The organism is Aristophania sp. ESL1100, assembly GCF_058511235.1.
The window spans coordinates 1,069,916-1,089,023 of record NZ_CP196394.1 but is presented as its reverse complement, the minus strand read 5'-3'; the positions used below and the strand labels follow the sequence as shown (position 1 = coordinate 1,089,023).

The window sequence follows — 19,108 nt, the reverse complement described above, 5'->3', positions numbered from 1 at the left end:
CGCCCTATCTTAAATTTTAACAGTAATGTTACGTTTCGCGGTTTTGTGTTGTGATGATCCATGAGAACGCGGAAGCGTAATTTTATTTATAGGACTGGATTTGTTCATGGCTGGTGGTCGCCCTATTCTGGTTGTCGATGATGATGAGACTCTTTCTCGCCTTTTAGTTGACCAACTACAGACAGAAGGTGAATTCCTTGCAACTGAAGCGAGGACCTTGGAACAGGCCCGTGAAATTTTCTCATCCAAGGATGTTCGTTTTGATGCCGTGCTTCTCGATGTCACCCTCCCGGATGGAGATGGGCGTGATTTCTGCGCGGAACTGCGTCAAAAAGGTCTGAAGATGCCTGTCATTATGCTGACAGGTTCAGACGCAGAACATGATATTGTTCGTGGATTGGATGCGGGGGCGAATGACTATATTGCCAAGCCTTTCCGCCCGGCAGAATTAATGGCCCGTTTGAGAGCGCAGCTTCGGATTTTCGAAAGCAGTGAAGATGTTGTCTTTGAAATCGGGGATTATATTTTCAGTCCTTCCCGTAAGTTATTGACGGAAAAGACAAATGGGCAGCGCATCCATCTGACTGAAAAAGAAACGGCTATTCTTAAATTTCTCTATCGCTCAGGTGAGGAACCCATTATCCGTCAGGTTATGCTCAATGAGGTATGGGGCTATAATGCGGGTGTGACAACACACACACTTGAGACGCATATTTACCGCCTCCGCCAGAAAATTGAAAAAGACCCCGCACATGCAACGCTTCTGGTGACAGAAGGTGGCGGTTATCGTCTGAATATTAATCATTAATTCATAAAAAAGGCCCGGATCACGTCTGAAAAGGGCCCCATTTTTTAATAAGATTTTTATAGCGCTAATTCTGCGAGAACAGGAACATGGTCCGATGGGGGCTGCCAGTCTCTCGCAGAAGAATAGATGTCGATGTTCTTAAGGGATGCCTGCAAATCAGGTGTGATCCATATATGATCCAGTCGCCGACCGCGGTTTGATTTTTTCCAGTCACGGTTACGATAGGACCACCAGGTGTATAGTTTCTGTGGCTCAGGGGACAGAAGCCTCATGGCATCTATAAAACCCTGTTTTTCCCATTCATTATGACGAGATGTCTCAGGTGGTGTATGGCTGACAACTTTCAGAAGCTGTTTATGGCTCCAGACATCATGTTCTAAAGGGGCCGTATTTAAATCCCCTACAAGAATACTTCTCTGAGGAGGATTTGCCTTGAACCAGGCTGTAGCCTCTTCAATAAACTTCAATTTATGCGCAAATTTGGGATTGGTTTCCGGATCCGGGATATCGCCGCCCGCTGGGACATAAAAATTATGGATTGTGACTTTCCCGGATTTTGTCTGAAGCTCGGCAGCAATGTGACGGCAATCATTCTGATTACACCATAAAGGTGTGTCTTCTATGGGCGTCAGAGGATAGCGCGATAGAATGGCAACGCCGTTATAGGATTTCATTCCTTTAAAATAATAATGGTGATATCCGGTGGCTTCGATCTCTTCAGCCGGGAAAAATTCATCGGGGACTTTTGTTTCCTGAAGGCAGATGACATCCGGGTTGGTTTCTTCAGTCAGTTGTCTGAGCAGTGGTAGTCTCAGTCTGAGGGAGTTAATGTTCCACGTAACAAATTTCATAAAGATGCCCCTGTAAAAGACCGGAAAAACCTGCTTACGACTTTTAACAGAATTTAAATCTGAAAACAGGTGTTTATGAATAGAGCCGCGTTATCTGACTTTTCTGAAGGTCAGATTATAGCGGAAAGCGCCTGTTAAAGGATGATGTCCAGCTTGTATGGTGTCCACGCCATGAAAGGCGAGGCGGGAGGCTCCTCCCCAAACAACGACGTCACCATGGAGAAGGGTAAAGCGCTTGATCCTGTCATGACGCTGTAAACCACCCCATAGAAAGCGCGCCGGCAGGCCGAGGGAAAAAGAGATAATCGGTGCCTGAAGGTCTGTCTCATCCTTATCCTGATGGAGCGTCAGACGTGAACCAGGTTGATAACGATTGATAAGACAGGAATCAGGGATGAAATCCTGATATCCTGCCAGGGCGGCAGCGTCTCCGGCTAAAGTTGCAAACAGCTCAGGAAGGGGTGGCCAGTTCATTCCGGTTTCCGGGTCACAGGAGCTGTAGCGATAGCCTTGCCTGTCTGTAATCCAGCCTGACTGGCCACAATTCATCATGGCCACGGACATGGTTTTTCCGCCAGGCGTCACCATATGACGGAAAGGTGCAACAGAGTCGATATGGTGGATATGAGCGATCAATTTTTCAGCCCATTTCAGGGCAAAGTCGCCGAGGATAGTAGCCCCGGGGGCTATTGTCATACCAAGCCGAGTATGAGGAAAGAGATCATCAGATGGGACGGGACTCATAAACGCTCTTTTTCTGCGTGATAACGTTCTATTTAGAGGTATAGGTAATGATTAATTATGGCTGATAACAGAGAGATTAGACCAGTGGCACCTTCGTTTCTGACCTTTGACACACATATCGATATCCCCTGGCAGGAAAAAACACCGGAAGGGTTGCCTGTCTGGGAAAAACCCGAAGAAGATGACATCAAAAATCTGTGGTCTCTGGAAACGAAAAGACGTTTCACGATTCCGAAAGCTGATAAAGGGGGGCTGACTTCGGTTTGTCTGGCGGCTTATTGCCCGCAAGGTCCGGTGACTGACGAGGGGCATCAGGCAGCCTGGAAACGGGTCAATGCCATGTTGGAAATCATTCACTCCATTCCACAGAGTGCGATGGGTTCTAAAAACGTCGCTATATGCACGCAGGCAGACGATATCATCAGGACTGTTGAGGAAGAGGGGATTTCCATCACACCCGTCATAGAAAATGGCTACGTTATCGGGGATGATCCGTCGCGTATTTCATTTCTGAGCCGGACCTATGGCGTGCGTTATATAACGCTTACGCATAATGGTAATAATCTGCTGGCAGATTCAGCAGTGAAGAGGGGCGATCAGTCTCTTGCGCATGGAGGGCTTTCCTCACTGGGAAAGGAAGTGATCAGAGAAATGAACCGCGAAGGGATATTGGTTGATATTTCCCATGGCTCTTATGAAACCATGATGCAGGCTGTGGCGTTATCGTCCACGCCAGCTTTTGCCAGTCATTCCTGTATTAAAGCGCTGTGTGATCACCCTCGTAATCTGGATGATCATCAGCTTAAATCCCTGGCAGATGCCGGGGGGGTGATCCAGATTACCGCCATGAGCCCCTTCCTGAAGAGAGGCGGAGGGGGCACCCTCGATGATCTCATATCCCATATCCATTACGCTGTGAAATTGATCGGCATTGAGCATGTCGGCATATCATCTGACTTTGATGGGGGTGGTGGCGTAAAAGGATGGGAAGACGTCTCTGAAACGTGGCAGGTTACCAGAGCGTTAAAAGAATCAGGATTTGACGAAAGCGAGCAGCGTGCCTTGTGGGGGGGGAATATGCTGCGTTTGCTCAAGCAGGCTGAACAGAATGAATCTTCTGATGCCCGAATCGAGGAAAATATCCGTTAGTCAAGAGTGTAAAACTCTATAAACAGTAAATATATGAAGAATTTGTCCACTATTTTTCATGAATTTAGGGTTGACATCAACTTTGTGGTTGGACGTCAGGATTCACCCGTCTTCATGGAAGGTTTTGTGACAAGGGCCTTTGTTTTTCAATGGGTTATGGATAGTGTCTAAAAAATGAGCAATCTAAGGATAAGAGCGGTAAACCCTCATCTCTCAGCATTTTCCCAAGAACTATCCACAGCCTTCTCCACAAGAATAGTGGATGAGTGAAAGTCAGGAATGTCGTCGGTCTCTAACCCCATAATAAATCAGAGTTCTGAACAGAAGACGGGTGTCGATGCAATTCGCCATGCGTTAAAAACGATTCCGAATAATCCCGGTGTTTACAGGATGCTCGGAGATAAAGGGCAGGTGCTTTACGTTGGAAAAGCTCTGGATCTTAAAAAACGCGTCACATCATATACGCAGCTGAACCGCCTGCCTGATCGTCTTAAATTGATGGTTTCTCTGACCGTTTCGATGGAAATTGTTGTCACAAAAACGGAAGCCGAGGCGCTCCTTCTTGAAGCTAATTATATCAAGAAGATGAAGCCCAGATTTAATATCCTTTTGCGTGATGACAAAAGTTTTCCCTGGCTTATGCTCACGATGGATCATGATTTTCCGCGGCTTTTACGCCAAAGAGGCAAACCCGTTCCCGGTGCCGTTTATTGGGGGCCTTTTGCTTCAGCCTGGGCTGTTGACCAGACGTTGCAATTACTTCAGAGGGCTTTTTTACTCAGGACCTGTTCGGATAATGTCTTTTCATCACGGACGCGTCCTTGCCTGCTCTACCAGATTAAGCGCTGTTCAGCGCCCTGTGTGGACCGTATCAATGCCGATGATTATGCCAGACTGGTCTCACAGGCCCGGGAATTTCTGGCAGGAGGGGGACAGGCTCTCCAGCAGAAACTGACGCAGGAAATGGAACAGGCGGCGGAAGATATGGCCTTTGAACGCGCCGCTCTGATCAGAGACCGCATCAGGGGGTTTGCGTCCATCAGAGCGTCAAGTGCTGTAAACCCGACCAGTATCGGGGAGGCTGACGTTATGGCACTCTGGCAGGAAGCGGGTCAGAGTTGTGTCCAGGTTTTCTTCATCCGGGGAGGGCGCAATAATGGCAACCGGGCTTTTTATCCGGTGCATGATCATGATGCGCGGGCAGAAGATATTTTATCGGCCTTTATAATGCAGTTTTACGAAAATAAGGTGCCTCCAGCACTGATTCTGACAAATCTGGAACTTCCGGACAAAGCGTTGCTTGAAGATGCCTTGCGGTTGCGAAGAGAAGCGAAAGTGACGCTTGCTGTGCCGCAGAAAGGTGAAAAAAAGGATGTTCTTGATCACGCGGTTTTAAACGCGCGTGAAGCGTTGGAGCGCAAATTGGCTGAAAGTGCCGGACAGGCAAAATTACTGTCTCAGGTGGCAGAGCTGTTCGAATTAGAGGCTCCCCCAAAACGGATCGAAGTTTATGATAACTCTCATATTATGGGACAGGCCCCTTATGGGGTGATGATCGTCGGCGGAGCCGAGGGGTTTGAGAGGCGTTCTTATCGTAAATACTCCATAAAAGGGCCCGTTACCCCTGGAGACGATTTTGGCATGATGCGTGAAGTGATGACCCGTCGCTTCTCACGAATGGTCAAAGGAGAGGGAAAAGAAGATGATAGCGCTCTTCAGAAACCCGATCTGTTGCTTATTGATGGAGGGAAGGGCCAGGTCAGCGCGGTCAGGGAAATATTGGCCTCTCTTGGGATCACTGATATTCCTCTTGTAGGAATTGCAAAGGGGGTGGACCGCAATGCCGGCCGGGAGTGGTTCTTTCTAGAGGGAAAAGACCCTTTTCAGCTTCCGGAACGGGATCCGGTTCTGTATTACCTCCAGCGTTTGCGTGACGAGGCGCACAGATTTGCCATTACGACCCATCGCTCAGGGCGCTCGAAATTATTGACTCATTCCCGGCTGGACGATGTGCCAGGCGTTGGAGCTGTAAGAAAGAAAGCTCTTCTGGCCCGTTTCGGGTCTGTAAAAGGCGTTAAACAGGCCACGCTTGAGGAATTAATGACGGTACCTGGAATTAGTAAAGATACTGCTAACGGAATTTATGGATATTTTCACCCGGAATATGGTCGCTAGTGGGGGTGTGAAAATAATTATTTGTGCTAGATATATAAAGAAGCGATCCTTCCAGAAGTGTTCGTCAGTTTTATAACCATTCGGCATATTTTGAGGTTCTGTCAGGATGTTTTTTACCCTTCCCAATGTCCTAACACTTTTCCGGATTGTCTGTATTCCGCTATTGGTTGTCCTGTTAGGTCTTCAAAGGGGTGTCACTGACGTTATAGCTTTGGGAATCTACGTTCTAGCCTGTGTTACAGATTATCTGGATGGGGCAATTGCACGGCGGACCAATCAGCTTTCCGAGTTGGGCCGTATGATGGATCCCATTGCTGACAAGTTGCTTGTCGGCGCTCTTTTACTGGCATTGGCGGGGCTCGGACATCTGAAGTTTCTGTCACTCTATGCGGCTATTATCATTTTATTGAGGGAAATTGCTGTCAGCGGTCTGCGTGAATTCATGGCGACCTATCAGGATAAAATTCCTTCAACGCGTCTTGCAAAATGGAAAACAGGTTTGCAGATGGTCGCTCTCGGTTTTCTGGTCATTGGCAATAAAGGCGCTATAAAACTGCATCTCGGGGAAATTCCAGTCCTTGTTATTGGAGCTGGTCTTCTGTGGCTTTCTGTTATTCCAACGGTTTTGACCGGTTGGGAATATCTGAAAGTTGGTGTAAGAAGAATGCGCATGAATTGACAATAGAGAATCATTGTTTTGGACGGAAACTATCTGTTTTCGTCTATACATCTGATAATAATTCATTATGTTGCATTGTTCTATGAACTTATCCAGAAGGCGACTTTGACGAAGGGAACAAGAATGAAGAAAGCCGCCATATGTACGGTATGGCTCACATTAAGTGCTTGTTCTGGTATCGTTAAACATACGGAAGATACTTTTTGGCCTTTTAATAATCCTAATGCCCCGAAAGGGGAGAGTGAGACTATGCGCCGCGTTCGTGGCGATAGTGTTGTAACTCGTCCAATACAGACTGAAGAGGGGGATATCTGGCCTGGGCAGCCTGATCCTGTGCCGACACTTCGTGATGTCAGTAATCCAGATAGCCATTTTAATGAGACTTTCCGGCGCTCATTGAAAACGCTTGATGCTGATCTTAAGCAGCAACCTTTCGATGAGGGTGATTCCTTGTCGATCGGGGAAGAGGTTTCCACGCGAAATGGTGTAAAAAGGGATAGTTCAGCCATCGGGGCGCCCCTACCATCTCAGGTGAAGGATAATGCGCCAGCCTATCTGGAAGGCCCCAATCGCGATACAGTGGCTATCCCCAATGGAGACGGAACAACCTCTCTGGTGGCACCAGACGGCTCAGTGACCATCATACGTGGCACCCCTGACAGTTCTCAGAAGGTTATTGCTGCTGATAAAGAGGCGGAAGCAAAAAAACCGCCTTCATGGGACATCGGTGATGAATCCCGGATGCAGGATCTGTCGAGTGATGATGCACAGAATAATCCATCTTCTCCAACAGCTATGGTCCCTCCAGAGCCGGCAGAAACGCAAAGCAATAATAAGCCGCGGCCCAAAAACATTGTAGTGCATAAGCCTTCAGGGCCCGCGAAACCATCTGATGGAAAAAGCCGGAACGATTGGGTAAAAATATTGAGTAATTTTTATCTTAAGTAAAAAATATGCCTTTTATTTTGAGGTAAGACTTGACCTGAACGATGTAAAATAGCATTCTCCGCCCCAAAGAGGGACCGTGCTGTTTCAGACATCAGGCGGGTTACCATCATGTTACAGCAATCCGAGGGTGATTATGGCCAAAACAAATGTTATTCAGATTCGTCTCGTTTCTTCGGCTGATACAGGTTATTTTTACGTTACGAAAAAGAATGCCCGTTCTGCGACAGGTAAGCTGGAACTTCGTAAATACGATCCTGTTGCCCGTAAGCACGTTTTGTTCCGTGAAGCAAAAATCAAATAAGGTCTTGTTTTTATAACAAGACTGGAAGCGGCTATTTATAGCCGCTTTTTTTATGTCAGAATTCAATAAAGACGATTATTGTCACCATATGGGATCACGATATCGCCCTTTTCGCTCATATTAAGCATAGCGCGGCTGCGTTCATCGAGCAGATCCTTATCCAGAGCGTTTTCACCCAGCCCGATGACACGTTTTTTCCAGATATCCTGCTCTTTATGGGCGTCCTGTAAGGCAAGCTCGGCCTGTTGCTCAAGCTTCAGCTGTTCCTGATAGGCTTGGATGCCATGTTCCCCGTGGAGGGCATTCCACATAAAATAGCCTGTCATAACAAGGAAGAGAGCCGGTGGAAGAATGGCTTTCAAAGCTCTTTTAATAAATAAGGCTATCTTCATAATGACATTGCTCCATTCTCGGCCACATTCTAAGTCCAGGAACCAATAAAAAAAAGCCCCTTCTTTTCAAAAGAGGCTTTTTTAAGTCAATTTTGAAGAAAGAATTAGGACTTCAGGATGGAACGTCCTGCATATTCTGCGCTTGTGCCCAGCTGCTGCTCAATGCGGATTAACTGATTATATTTTGCCATACGGTCCGAACGAGAAAGGGAACCTGTTTTGATCTGCCCACAATTCACAGCAACGGCCAGATCAGCGATGGTGCTGTCCTCTGTTTCACCGGAGCGATGGCTCATGACACAATGATATCCGGCTTTATGGGCCATCTCAACGGCGCGGAGTGTTTCAGTCAGAGTGCCGATCTGGTTTACTTTCACCAATAACGCGTTGGCGACATGTTCCTTGATGCCTCGTGCCAGGCGGGTAGGGTTTGTGACAAACAGGTCATCACCGACCAGCTGAATGCGGTTGCCGAGGCGCTTTGTCAGTTCACTCCAGCCTGCCCAGTCATCTTCAGCGAGACCATCTTCAATGGAAACGATGGGGAAGGCTTTTGTCAGTTCTTCGAGGTAGGAAACCATTCCTGCGGAATCAAAGCTTTTTCCTTCGCCTGCCAGAACGTATTGACCATTTTTATAAAATTCGGTTGAAGCACAATCGAGCGCGAAAACGATGTCTTCACCCAATTTATAGCCTGCGTCCTGCACAGCTTTGGAAATATAATTCAAACCTTCTTCGGCTGAACGAAGATTGGGGGCAAACCCACCTTCATCACCAACATTGGTATTTAATCCAGCCTTATGGAGGTCTTTTTTCAGGCAGGCAAAAATTTCAGACCCCATCCGGATGGCCTCTGCGATAGAAGAGGCACCTACGGGCTGGATCATGAATTCCTGAAAATCAATGGCATTATCAGCATGTTCACCGCCATTGATGATGTTCATCATGGGAACGGGCAGGGTGTGAGCAAAAGTGCCGCCGACATAACGATAAAGGGGTAATTCCAGCTCTTCAGCCGTAGCACGGGCAACGGCCAGTGAAACACCGAGCAGAGCATTGGCGCCAAGGCGGCCTTTATTGGGAGTGCCATCAAGGTCAATCATGGCCTGGTCAATGGCGATCTGCTCTTCGGATTCCATTCCCAGAAGGGCTTCAGCGATTTCAGTATTAACGGCTTTTACAGCGTTGAGGACACCTTTGCCATGGTAGCGTGATTTATCTCCATCGCGGAGTTCAACAGCTTCATGGGCTCCTGTCGAAGCGCCGGATGGAACAGCGGCGCGTGCTATAACGCCAGAGGCCAGTTCAACATCGACTTCAACGGTCGGATTGCCACGACTGTCAAGAATCTCGCGTCCTGTAATATCGACAATGGCACTCAAAGGAGGTCTCCTTATAGATTTAGAGAAGAGGATAAATCATTTAAAATGGATAGCGTCTCTTCCCATTATATGTTTATTTCAACCACCCCAGCATAGCTTAAGGTTAATGAATGTGAAGCCTTTTCCGTTCCTTGTTTCTATAATTTTTCTTTTATCCGGCCTTCTTATGTTCATGATGGGGGGATGGCTCTTTCTGGCAGGGCTTGTTGAGTCTCTTCCCAATTTCGCCATTATTCTTCTCACGCTGGGGGGATGTCTTATCGCTTGCCAGGGGGCCTATCACTGGGGGCGGCTTGGGCAGTTGCCACCTATTATTCTTCCTCATGGAAAAGACCAGACCGACCGTCAGCGCCTGTTGGTGGGAATGGGGGCGCTTCTATGGTCCTGGTTTTCGCTCAGTCTGGGGTTGCTGGCAAAAATCTCAGTTGGTTATGGCTGCGAACTGGTAGGGTTTGGCGTAATTTATACGCTTGAACGTTATTGGCGCCTGCGCGGTGTTATCCCGGTTAATTTCTATCTGGTGAAAACCGGCTTTACATTTTTAGCGTGTGCGGGGCTTGTTCTGGCCATGATCGCCCCGCATGGTCATAATTGAGACGTCAGGAAAATGAAGCGTCTTTTACAAGAGAATCAAGAGCCTTCAATTTTGTCAGAAGACCTTTAACTTCTTTGAGGGGGAGCATAGTCGGCCCGTCACTGGGGGCATGGTCAGGGTCCTGATGGGTCTCTATAAAAAGAGCTGCAACCCCAATGGCGATAGCAGCACGGGCGAGAGGTTCAACAAATTCCCTTTGGCCGCCCGTTGCCGCCCCTAAACCGCCTGGTTGCTGAACAGAATGCGTTGCGTCAAAAACAACAGGGCAACCAGTGCGTGCCATGATGGGGATACCGCGCATGTCGTTAATGAGCGTATGATACCCGAAACTGGTCCCGCGATCGCAGAGCATAATCCGGTCATTACCGACGGATTTCAGCTTGGCGACGACATTATTCATGTCTTCGGGCGCAAGAAACTGGCCTTTTTTGACATTGATCGCCCGGCCTGTTTTTCCAGCGGCAAGGAGCAGGTCTGTCTGACGGCATAAAAAGGCAGGAATCTGCAAAACATCAACGATCTCGGCAACAGGCGCGCATTGTTCAGGAAGGTGAACATCTGTGAGAACGGGCAGGGCGAAGCGTTCTTTCACCTCGCCCAGAATATCCAGTCCCTCTTTCATGCCAACGCCACGGGCTGCATTGACCGAGCTGCGATTTGCCTTGTCAAAGCTGCTTTTATAAATCAGCCCGATTGCCAGCTCTGAACATACAGCCTTTAGCGCGTCAGCCATTTCAAGGGCATGTTGGCGCGATTCTATCTGACAGGGGCCCGCGATGAGTGTAAAGGGCTTGTCCTGTCCGATAGTGAGGGACTGAATCCGTAAACTCATGACTTTGAGGTGTGTTTTATTGATCGGGTCTGTTCATGTTGTTTGACAGCCGCGCCAATAAGACCTGCAAAAAGAGGATGAGGTTCAAAAGGCTTGGAAAGCAGTTCCGGGTGGTACTGCACACCCATAAACCAGGGATGATCCGGATATTCGATCACTTCAGGCAAGATGCCATCTGGTGACATGCCTGAGAACACCAGTCCTGTCGCCTCAAGCTTATCTTTATAATGCAGATTCACTTCCCAGCGATGACGGTGGCGTTCCTTGATTTCAGTACAGCCGTAAATTTCTGCCGCACGTGAACCAGCAAGCAGTTTTGCCTTATAGGCGCCCAGTCGCATCGTGCCGCCGAGGTCATCCCCTTCACGGCGGCGCAGCAACTCAGTGCCACGAGCCCACTCAGTCATCAGCCCGACCAATGGTTCGTCTGTGGGGCCAAACTCTGTTGAAGACGCTTTTGGCAGGCCAGCAAGTGAACGGGCACATTCAATGACCGCCATCTGCATGCCAAAGCAAATCCCTAAAAATGGAATCTTATGCTCACGGGCATATCGGATTGCGTTGATCTTGCCTTCAGCGCCACGTTCTCCGAAGCCTCCTGGCACCAGAATACCATCCGCATTTTGCAGCGCTGCGTCTATCTGATCTGGCTTTTCTAGTGTTTCAGCATCAATCCACTGCATGCTGACACGGGCATTATTGGCGATCCCGCCGTGAAGAAGCGCCTCAGCGAGTGATTTATAGCTGTCAAGCAGGGCTGTATATTTCCCGACGATCGCGATTCTGACCTCTTTCTGGGGATGACGGATTGTCTGGACAATCTTTTCCCATTTGGAAAGATCAGGGGCAGTTTCGTAAGGAAGTCCGAAATAACGCAGGACTTCGCGGTCCATTCCCTGCTGGTGATAAGCAATCGGGCAGGCATAAATTGTATCAACGTCCAGAGCCGCAATAACGGCTTCAGGGCGGACATTGCAGAAATTCGCAATTTTCTGGCGTTCAGTCTGGGGAATGGCGCGATCGGAACGGCAAAGAAGCATTTGAGGCTGTATGCCAACATTCTGCAGTTCTTTGACGGAGTGCTGGGTCGGTTTTGTCTTAAGTTCCCCGGCCGAAGGGATATAGGGCAATAAGGTAAGGTGAACACACATGGTGTGTTCGTGACCCAGGTCATTGCGCAACTGTCTTATTGCTTCAAGAAATGGCAGACTTTCAATGTCGCCGACTGTCCCGCCAATTTCCACGAGGACGAAATCATAATCGTCTGTTCCATTAACGACGACTTCCTTGATGGCGTCAGTAATGTGGGGAATGACCTGAACCGTCGCGCCAAGATAATCGCCCCGTCTTTCGCGGGCAATGACGTCTGAATAAATACGACCTGTTGTTGCATTATCAGATTTGCGGGCGTGAACGCCGGTGAATCGTTCATAATGACCGAGATCAAGATCTGTTTCAGCACCATCATCTGTGATGAAGACTTCCCCGTGTTGATAGGGACTCATCGTGCCGGGATCGACGTTGAGATAAGGGTCTAGTTTACGAAGGCGGACCTTGTGGCCACGAGCCTGAAGGAGGGCCGCCAGAGCGGCTGAGGCAATCCCCTTGCCGAGTGAGGAAACAACCCCACCAGTAATAAATACGAAGCGTGTCATGGGGGTCCTCCTTACACTGAAAGGCTACAGGAGCGGAAGGGGGCTTCCGCTCTGAAACTCATTTATTATTTTGTCTTTTTAGAAGCATCAGGCGTTTTGCCCGGTGTCTGCGTTGTTGTCTGTGTTGCTGGCTGCGATGTTGTTTGTGGTGCGGTCTGCTGAGCGGGTTGTGCCAGAATGTCATGTTCTTTCGCTCCGCCTGAGGCACCCTTGTTCATAACGTCAAGAACAAGACAGAGAACCATGAAGATTCCCGCAAGAACAGCAGTCGCCCGTGTCAGAAGGTTGGCTGTGCCGCGTCCTGTCATGAAAGACCCCATTCCCTGACTGCCACCGATTCCAAGGCCACCGCCTTCGCTGCGTTGAATGAGAATCACCCCGATCAGGGCGAGAGCAACCAGAGTGTTGAGAACCAGCAATAACGTCGTCATAAGTTGGAAGTTCCTGAAAACAAAAAAGAGTTATCCCTGAGGAGCAGATTGAATGATTTTAATAAAATCCTGTGCCTTGAGGCTTGCTCCGCCGACAAGTACACCATCCACCCCCTTAATGGCAAAAATTTCTGCAGATTGGTCAGGTTTGACAGAGCCGCCATAGAGAACCGGCATTTTTGAGGCCGTCTCAGGTTGGTGTTTTTCCAACAATCTACGGATTGAGGAAATATTGTCCTGGAGGTCTTCCATGGTCGGGGTGATACCGGTGCCGATAGCCCAGATAGGCTCATAAGCAATGATCCCATCAAACTTTTCCGGAAGTGAGCGTGCAATCTGCTCTTCCAGGATTTCGGTTGTGCGGCCTTTTTGTTTTTCTTCAAGAGTTTCGCCGATGCAGACGACGGGAATCAGGTTCGAATCGCGTGCCGCAATGACTTTTTCACAGATGAACGGACTTGTTTCATTGTGTTTCTGGCGGCGTTCAGAATGGCCCAGAATTACGTAGCGTACGCCAATTTCGGCAAGTGTGGGTGCTGAAATATCACCTGTATACGCGCCTCCCGCAGCCGGGTGGCAATCCTGTGCGCCCAGGGCAAGCTGGAAAGGAGAGAGGCCCTTATTTTTAAGAATCTGTTCAACACTGACAAGTTGCGTGAAAGTCGGGCAGATTACTGTCTGGACGTCCGGATGATCATGGCCGGAACAATACTCAGCCAATTCTGACGCCAATTCGAGGGCATGAGCGTGTTGGGAAAGCATTTTCCAGTTCCCAATGACAAATTTTGGCGAGATTTCCACAGTAAATTCCTTAAAAATCTTTTACAAAAGGCCCTAAAGTCGGTGGCATGCTAGTAAAATTAGCGCATGAACGGTATGTTAGGGCAAATTAGCAAAGATTCATTCTTTTCACCATCCTGACTTTGATAAAGAGACGTAGTGCCTCCATGATCACTATATTACGACATTTTCTGGTTGATACCTGGTTTGGCCGTGCAGCGGCTTTTATCGTCTTTCTGGCCTTTATCGGTTTCGGGGGGACCTTTGTCAGTATGGGTGATTTTGGAGGAGGTGAAGATCAGATTGCCCGTGTTGGTGACCTGAAAATCTCCCCCCAGGAGCTGGCGCGCGCTATTAATCAGCAGGTTGTATTTTTGCAGCAGGCCGGCATTTCTCCTGATCAGATGCAGGGGAAAGTGGCTCAGGACAAGATCAGTTTTACAGCCCTGCACAATCTTATTACGGCAAAAGAGGCAGAGCTCGCTGCAAAGCGGAATGGCATAAGGATTGCTGACTCGACGGTGTTACAGGCCGTTCATGATATGCCTGAATTTAAAGGGCAAAATGGTCAGTTTGATTCCGCAAAAATGGAAGATATTCTGAGTCGTAATGGCCTGGATCACGCTTTTCTGATCAATCAGACCCGTCAGATATTGAACTCACAGGCGACAATGCTTGGGTTCGGAGCTGCCTCAAAACTGCCTGAAAAGGAAATTGACCAGCTGGCGACCTATTTTTCAAAAATAAGAGTGGCCGATATTGCTGAGGTCCCCTTTGATCAGCAGCCTGCTGTCAGTAAAGTTGATGAAAAAGAGTTAAAACGGTTTTTCGACAATCACCGTGATTTATTTGCCGAGCCGGAATTTCGTCATGCCCGTATCGTTGCTCTGACGCCAGAGAGTGTTTCCCGTACACTTGAGGTTCCTGACGATGTTCTGCGTAGAATCTATGAATCCAGAACTCGTGATTATAATATGCCCGAAACACGGACTGTTGAAGTGCTGGCATTTAAAACACAGGACGACGCACGAAAAGCGGCTCCTGTCTGGCGCTCCTTAAAAGACTGGGCTGCTATTCAGAAACGTTATCCAGAGGCGATCGGGGCAAGTCTTGAAGAGGCACGTGAGAGTGATTTTCCTGATCCTGTCCTGGCTAAAGCGGCCTTTGCGGCAAAAGAGGATGACATTGCGTCTGCTGTAAAGACAGATGCCGGCTGGAGTCTGATTCACGTCGTGAAGATAGTGCCTCCGCGTCACGTGACGTTTGAAGAGGCGCGCGACAAAATCAGGGATGAGGTGCGTAAAAACGAGGCAAATGTAACTCTGAAAGCACGTTTCAAGAATTTTGAGGAAGCTATTGCTGAATCAACAACACTGGATAAAATTCCCGATAATATCGGTGCCATCCCTGCCGAAGGAAGTCTTGACGCTCAAGGTCTGACACAAGGGGGAACAAAGGCCCCACTTCCAGGAAGTGATGATCTGAAAAAGGCGATTGTAAAGCAGATCTTTGCCCAGAAAGAAGGGGAGTTGCCTCATTCCATCGCTTTACCGGATGGGAGTGCTTTTGCGGTTCTTGTGGATAAGATTGTTCCTGGACGCAAAAAAACTCTTGATGAAGCTCATACGCAGCTTCTGATTGCCTGGCAGGAAGAGCAGAAGAAACGGGCAGCCAATATCCTGGCAACGGATCTTTATCAGAAAGCAAAAGCAGCCAAATCACTGGAAAGCGTTGCCGGAAATGAGCAGAAATTACATTTCACCCATGATGTTCATTTCTCTGTAGATCAGCCGCCTGCCGGCATCCCGGCCCTGATTGTTCAGGCGGTGGGACGTATGAAACAGGGTGAGATTGCCATGCTAGAAAATGGTTCTTCCTTCTGGCTGGTTCACTTCAAGAAAGAGCAATTACCGCCACAGACTGTTTATGTAGGGCTACAGAAACAGCTTTCGCAACAATTTGGAGAAGGTCTGCAAGAGGATCTCTCAGAGCTTGTCGGGACGGCATATACGAAGAAGGTTCCTCCAGGAAAGATGGATGATACCCGTTTCCATCAGGTCAGTGAGGCATCCTTGCAGCGTATTCTGGCTGTCGTTGGGCGTGGTCAATAATGTCTGAGATTGTGTATTTTTCGGCTGCCGCTGATTTGCAAACGCCTCTTTCGGCCTTCATGAAGCTTCGTCAGTTTGATGAAAGTCCCTATCGGCTCTTTTTTGAAAGCATTGAAGGGGGTGCAGTCAGAGGGCGTTATTCCATTATTGCCCTCATGTCTGACACGGTCTGGACCTGTAAGGACGGTGTTGCAACGCGTGATGGCACCGTGCAGGAAGAGGGGCCGATGGCCTCTCTGAAAGCCTTGATTGAGGAAAGTCAGTTATCCCTTCCTGAGGGAATGCCTCCTATGATTGGGGGGGTGTTTGGGGTGCTGGGTTATGACATGGTGCGCCATATGGAGCATCTTCCTCAAGCACCTCGCAATGATCTCGATCTGCCAGAGGCGATCATGGTCAGGCCGCGCCTGTTTGTCGTTTTTGATACAGTTAAAGACGAAATGGTGATTGCTGTACCCGTCCGTGGAACAGAAACACGACAAAATGCTGAAGCCCTGATTGAAAAAGCGCGTCAGATATTGTCAGGTCCTTTGCCGGTTGAGAAAGAAGAAAAGCCGGATTCTCTCAAGCTTGATGAGCCGCGCTCCAATATGACGCATGAGACTTTTCTGCAGAAGGTAAAACAGGCCAAAGATTATATTGCGGCAGGAGATGCTTTCCAGATTGTGCCGAGTCAGCGTTTTGAGAAAGAATTTCCTCTTTCTTCTCTGGCGCTTTATCGAAGCTTGCGTCGCGTAAATCCGGCACCATTTCTGTTTTTGATGGAACTTGGGGTTTATTCACTGGTGGGGTCCTCGCCTGAAATATTGGTGCGTTTGCAGGATGGTGACGTAACGGTTCGCCCTCTTGCCGGCACGAGGCCTCGTGGTGCGACCCGCCAGGAAGATGAAGACCTTGAAAAGGAATTATTGGCCGATCAGAAAGAGCTGGCAGAACATCTCATGCTGATTGATCTCGGGCGTAATGATGTGGGGCGCGTGTCTCAATTGGGGACGGTCAAAGTGCCGGAACAATTTACTGTCGAGCGTTATAGTCACGTCATGCATATTTCCTCGACTGTGACAGGGCGGGTTCGGTCGGACGCCACCGTGCTGGATGTGCTCTCAGCTGCTTTCCCTGCCGGAACGCTGACAGGTGCGCCCAAGATTCGCGCGATGGAAATTATTGACGAGCTGGAACCAACGCGCCGCGGCCCTTATGCCGGGTGTGTAGGCTATTTCTGCGCAGATGGCAGTATGAATACATGTATCGGTTTGCGCATGGCGCTTCTGAAAGACGGAAAAATGTATGTGCAGGCCGGGTGTGGTGTTGTGGCCGATTCAGATCCGGAGGCTGAATATCAGGAGACGAGAGCGAAAGCACGGGCTCTTTTCAGAGCGGCTGACCTTGCCATGCATCAGGCTGTTTATGGTCAGGATATGGATATAAAATCTTTTCATTCAGTTTCGCAGCCATCTCATTCTGCGGGGGACATCAGTGATTCTACTCATTGATAACTACGATAGCTTTACGTTTAATCTTGTGCATCACTTTGGAGCTCTGGGTGTTGAGTGTGATGTGCGCCGCAATGATGCTCTGACGGTTGATGAGGCCCTGGCTTTGAAGCCGGAGGCTATTGTCATCTCTCCCGGTCCCTGCGCTCCGGATCAGGCGGGAATATGTTGTGAGCTTATTAAAAGAGCGGCAGGCATTGTGCCAATCCTGGGCGTGTGCCTTGGGCATCAGGCGATTGGTCAGGTTTTTGGTGCTAAAGTTGTGCGGGCCCCTGTGCCCATGCATGGCAAGATCAGTGCCGTAAGCCATAATAATACAGGTGTTTTCCGAAACCTGCCTCAGGCGTTGAAAATGGTCAGGTATCATAGTCTGACGCTTGATCCTGCGACCATTCCAGATTGCCTCGAAGTGAATGCTCACTCCGATGATGGGGTTATTATGGGGGTGCGCCATAAGGAATACCCTGTGCACGGCGTTCAGTTTCACCCGGAAAGCATTGCCTCCTCTGCCGGGCGTGATCTTCTGGCTAATTTCCTTTCAATCGCCGGGATAAGAGGCGGAGGGCAAAAAGGAAGTTTCTCTCACGGGTTAAAGCAGGTTATCTCGGGTCAGCCTCTTACCGCTGAGGAATCTGAAGCCGCTTTTGAAGAGATCATGAAAGGACTGGTGCCTGAAACTCAGCTCGCTTCTTTCCTGACCGCTCTTTATATGAAGGGTGAAACACAGGAAGAACTTCTTGGTGCCGTGAAAGCTGTCAGGCGCCAGATGCGCAAACTGGAACATGTCCCTGAAAATACGATTGATGTCTGTGGCACGGGCGGAGACGGGCTGGGGACTCTCAATGTTTCCACGGCTGTTTCTTTTGTTCTGGCGGGGCTGGGTGTGCCAGTGGCCAAGCATGGAAACAGGGCATTATCGTCGCTTTCCGGAGCGACAGATGTTCTGGAGGCTTTGGGGATTCCGTCAGATGGGAATGTACCAAGGCAGGAAAAACGTCTTCAGGAAGATGGCATCGCCTTTCTTGCCGCCCCCCACCATCATCCCTCTATGAAGTTTGCATTGCCAGTCCGTAAAGCACTTGGCTTTCGCACCTTATTCAATCTGTTGGGTCCCTTGTGCAATCCTGCGCAGGTGAAACGGCAGCTTGTTGGTGTGTTTGACGCCCAATGGTGTGAACCGATTGCCCAGGTCCTGGGAGCTCTGGGGGGCACTCATATCTGGGCTGTTCATGGAAGGACAGATGAGGGCGGTATTGACGAGATTACGCTGGCGGGGCCGACCGATGTCGTCATCTGGGAAAATGATAAACTCACGTCTTTGACGCTGACGCCTGAAATGGCCGGATTACCCCGGATGCCGGTGCATCTTTTACGCGGGGGTGGGGCGGAAAGTAATGCGCAACGTATGAAAGCACTTTTTGAGGGCGAAACAGGCTGTTACAGAGACACAGTGCTCTTTAATGCCGCTATTGCTCTTCATATCGCCGGCAAAGGGTCAGTTCTTGATGAAAAGGGTATTTCACCGGAAGGTTTGAAAGCCAATATTAAACTGGCGGCTCAGTCCCTCGATGAGGGATGGGCGTTGCAGTCACTTGAACGGGCCCGGAAATCTTTTTTGCCAGTTACCTGAGAGACTGGTATTGGTATATGGAATTTTAAAATCGGAATGAGTATGATTTTTTTAATGCGCCACGCTCCAGTCACTTTTGCTCCACTGGATGGCAATGGAACTTCTTCCGGACCTATGGGTCGTTCAGAAGAGAGTTCCTCTGATGCGATTCA

General features: G+C 49.0%; 18 protein-coding genes and 1 pseudogene. 11 read left to right on the top strand and 8 right to left on the bottom strand.

The window, feature by feature from the left end:
- Positions 1-106 precede the first annotated feature (106 nt).
- Positions 107-808, top strand: a complete 702-nt coding sequence (locus ACSYSY_RS05245) for a response regulator transcription factor (RefSeq protein WP_491706536.1) — start codon at positions 107-109, stop codon at positions 806-808.
- Positions 809-864: 56 nt separating this feature from the next.
- Here the strand turns inward: ACSYSY_RS05245 and xth are convergent, their stop codons facing one another.
- Together xth and alkB are read right to left on the bottom strand one after the other, a co-directional pair.
- Positions 865-1,659, bottom strand: coding sequence for an exodeoxyribonuclease III (gene xth / locus ACSYSY_RS05240; protein ID WP_491706535.1), 795 nt, complete (start codon positions 1,657-1,659; stop codon positions 865-867).
- Between the two features lie 90 nt (positions 1,660-1,749).
- The gene (gene alkB / locus ACSYSY_RS05235; protein WP_491706534.1) at positions 1,750-2,403 is read right to left on the bottom strand and encodes a DNA oxidative demethylase AlkB; all 654 of its coding nucleotides are present in this window, start codon (positions 2,401-2,403) and stop codon (positions 1,750-1,752) included.
- 57 nt (positions 2,404-2,460) lie between these two features.
- Here alkB and ACSYSY_RS05230 point away from each other — a divergent pair, with 57 nt between their 5' ends.
- From ACSYSY_RS05230 to rpmG, 5 genes are all read left to right on the top strand, one after another.
- Positions 2,461-3,552, top strand: a complete 1,092-nt coding sequence (locus ACSYSY_RS05230; RefSeq protein WP_491706533.1) for a dipeptidase — start codon at positions 2,461-2,463, stop codon at positions 3,550-3,552.
- A gap of 279 nt (positions 3,553-3,831) precedes the next feature.
- The gene (gene uvrC / locus ACSYSY_RS05225; protein ID WP_491706532.1) at positions 3,832-5,727 is read left to right on the top strand and encodes an excinuclease ABC subunit UvrC; all 1,896 of its coding nucleotides are present in this window, start codon (positions 3,832-3,834) and stop codon (positions 5,725-5,727) included.
- Positions 5,728-5,833: 106 nt separating this feature from the next.
- Positions 5,834-6,406, top strand: coding sequence for a CDP-diacylglycerol--glycerol-3-phosphate 3-phosphatidyltransferase (pgsA, locus tag ACSYSY_RS05220; protein ID WP_491706531.1), 573 nt, complete (start codon positions 5,834-5,836; stop codon positions 6,404-6,406).
- A 249-nt stretch (positions 6,407-6,655) separates the two neighbouring features.
- Positions 6,656-7,354 (top strand): hypothetical protein, encoded by a 699-nt coding sequence (locus ACSYSY_RS05215; RefSeq protein ID WP_491706530.1) that lies wholly within the window; start codon positions 6,656-6,658, stop codon positions 7,352-7,354.
- 133 nt (positions 7,355-7,487) lie between these two features.
- A complete protein-coding gene (gene rpmG, locus ACSYSY_RS05210; RefSeq protein ID WP_489805887.1) occupies positions 7,488-7,655 on the top strand; it encodes a 50S ribosomal protein L33 in 168 nt (55 codons plus the stop codon).
- Between the two features lie 62 nt (positions 7,656-7,717).
- On the opposite strand, the gene ACSYSY_RS05205 is transcribed toward rpmG, so the two are convergent.
- Both ACSYSY_RS05205 and eno read right to left on the bottom strand, forming a co-directional pair.
- Positions 7,718-8,047 (bottom strand): FtsB family cell division protein, encoded by a 330-nt coding sequence (locus tag ACSYSY_RS05205; RefSeq protein ID WP_491706529.1) that lies wholly within the window; start codon positions 8,045-8,047, stop codon positions 7,718-7,720.
- Between the two features lie 104 nt (positions 8,048-8,151).
- On the bottom strand, positions 8,152-9,429 hold the full coding sequence (eno, locus tag ACSYSY_RS05200) for a phosphopyruvate hydratase (RefSeq protein ID WP_491706528.1): 1,278 nt from the start codon (positions 9,427-9,429) through the stop codon (positions 8,152-8,154).
- Positions 9,430-9,541: 112 nt separating this feature from the next.
- On the opposite strand from eno, the gene ACSYSY_RS05195 reads away from it, so the two are divergent.
- Complete coding sequence (locus tag ACSYSY_RS05195; RefSeq protein WP_491706527.1) at positions 9,542-10,024, top strand: DUF3429 family protein; 483 nt, start codon at positions 9,542-9,544, stop codon at positions 10,022-10,024.
- A 4-nt stretch (positions 10,025-10,028) separates the two neighbouring features.
- Here ACSYSY_RS05195 and kdsA read toward each other — a convergent pair whose 3' ends face one another.
- The 4 genes from kdsA to tpiA all read right to left on the bottom strand — a co-directional run bounded on the left by kdsA (position 10,029) and on the right by tpiA (position 13,743).
- Complete coding sequence (gene kdsA / locus ACSYSY_RS05190) at positions 10,029-10,856, bottom strand: 3-deoxy-8-phosphooctulonate synthase (protein WP_491706526.1); 828 nt, start codon at positions 10,854-10,856, stop codon at positions 10,029-10,031.
- Positions 10,853-12,511 (bottom strand): CTP synthase, encoded by a 1,659-nt coding sequence (pyrG, locus tag ACSYSY_RS05185; RefSeq protein WP_491706525.1) that lies wholly within the window; start codon positions 12,509-12,511, stop codon positions 10,853-10,855. The genes kdsA and pyrG overlap by 4 nt, the downstream gene beginning before the upstream one ends.
- 65 nt (positions 12,512-12,576) lie before the next feature.
- A complete protein-coding gene (gene secG / locus ACSYSY_RS05180; protein ID WP_491706524.1) occupies positions 12,577-12,942 on the bottom strand; it encodes a preprotein translocase subunit SecG in 366 nt (121 codons plus the stop codon).
- Positions 12,943-12,972: 30 nt separating this feature from the next.
- A complete protein-coding gene (gene tpiA, locus ACSYSY_RS05175) occupies positions 12,973-13,743 on the bottom strand; it encodes a triose-phosphate isomerase (RefSeq protein WP_491706523.1) in 771 nt (256 codons plus the stop codon).
- A 146-nt stretch (positions 13,744-13,889) separates the two neighbouring features.
- Here tpiA and ACSYSY_RS05170 point away from each other — a divergent pair, with 146 nt between their 5' ends.
- The 4 genes and pseudogenes from ACSYSY_RS05170 to trpD all read left to right on the top strand — a co-directional run bounded on the left by ACSYSY_RS05170 (position 13,890) and on the right by trpD (position 18,956).
- Positions 13,890-15,833, top strand: a complete 1,944-nt coding sequence (locus ACSYSY_RS05170) for a peptidylprolyl isomerase (RefSeq protein ID WP_491706522.1) — start codon at positions 13,890-13,892, stop codon at positions 15,831-15,833.
- Positions 15,833-17,326, top strand: coding sequence for an anthranilate synthase component I (gene trpE / locus ACSYSY_RS05165; RefSeq protein WP_491706521.1), 1,494 nt, complete (start codon positions 15,833-15,835; stop codon positions 17,324-17,326). The genes ACSYSY_RS05170 and trpE overlap by 1 nt, the downstream gene beginning before the upstream one ends.
- Positions 17,310-17,873: pseudogene (locus ACSYSY_RS05160) on the top strand (anthranilate synthase component II); the annotation flags it as partial. The gene trpE and the pseudogene ACSYSY_RS05160, both read left to right, overlap by 17 nt.
- Positions 17,868-18,956: an anthranilate phosphoribosyltransferase gene (gene trpD, locus ACSYSY_RS05155; RefSeq protein ID WP_491708226.1), complete on the top strand. Its 1,089-nt coding sequence runs from the start codon at positions 17,868-17,870 to the stop codon at positions 18,954-18,956. The pseudogene ACSYSY_RS05160 and the gene trpD, both read left to right, overlap by 6 nt.
- Positions 18,957-19,108 lie beyond the last annotated feature (152 nt).

Bases quoted from the DNA above. Each gene is read 5' to 3' on its own strand.
- ACSYSY_RS05245 (WP_491706536.1), top strand. From the start codon at position 107: ATGGCTGGTGGTCGCCCTATTCTGGTTGTCGATGATGATGAGACTCTT.
- xth (WP_491706535.1), bottom strand. From the start codon at position 1,659: ATGAAATTTGTTACGTGGAACATTAACTCCCTCAGACTGAGACTACCA.
- alkB (WP_491706534.1), bottom strand. From the start codon at position 2,403: ATGAGTCCCGTCCCATCTGATGATCTCTTTCCTCATACTCGGCTTGGT.
- ACSYSY_RS05230 (WP_491706533.1), top strand. From the start codon at position 2,461: ATGGCTGATAACAGAGAGATTAGACCAGTGGCACCTTCGTTTCTGACC.
- uvrC (WP_491706532.1), top strand. From the start codon at position 3,832: ATGTCGTCGGTCTCTAACCCCATAATAAATCAGAGTTCTGAACAGAAG.
- pgsA (WP_491706531.1), top strand. From the start codon at position 5,834: ATGTTTTTTACCCTTCCCAATGTCCTAACACTTTTCCGGATTGTCTGT.
- ACSYSY_RS05215 (WP_491706530.1), top strand. From the start codon at position 6,656: ATGCGCCGCGTTCGTGGCGATAGTGTTGTAACTCGTCCAATACAGACT.
- rpmG (WP_489805887.1), top strand. From the start codon at position 7,488: ATGGCCAAAACAAATGTTATTCAGATTCGTCTCGTTTCTTCGGCTGAT.
- ACSYSY_RS05205 (WP_491706529.1), bottom strand. From the start codon at position 8,047: ATGAAGATAGCCTTATTTATTAAAAGAGCTTTGAAAGCCATTCTTCCA.
- kdsA (WP_491706526.1), bottom strand. From the start codon at position 10,856: ATGAGTTTACGGATTCAGTCCCTCACTATCGGACAGGACAAGCCCTTT.
- pyrG (WP_491706525.1), bottom strand. From the start codon at position 12,511: ATGACACGCTTCGTATTTATTACTGGTGGGGTTGTTTCCTCACTCGGC.
- secG (WP_491706524.1), bottom strand. From the start codon at position 12,942: ATGACGACGTTATTGCTGGTTCTCAACACTCTGGTTGCTCTCGCCCTG.
- ACSYSY_RS05170 (WP_491706522.1), top strand. From the start codon at position 13,890: ATGATCACTATATTACGACATTTTCTGGTTGATACCTGGTTTGGCCGT.
- trpE (WP_491706521.1), top strand. From the start codon at position 15,833: ATGTCTGAGATTGTGTATTTTTCGGCTGCCGCTGATTTGCAAACGCCT.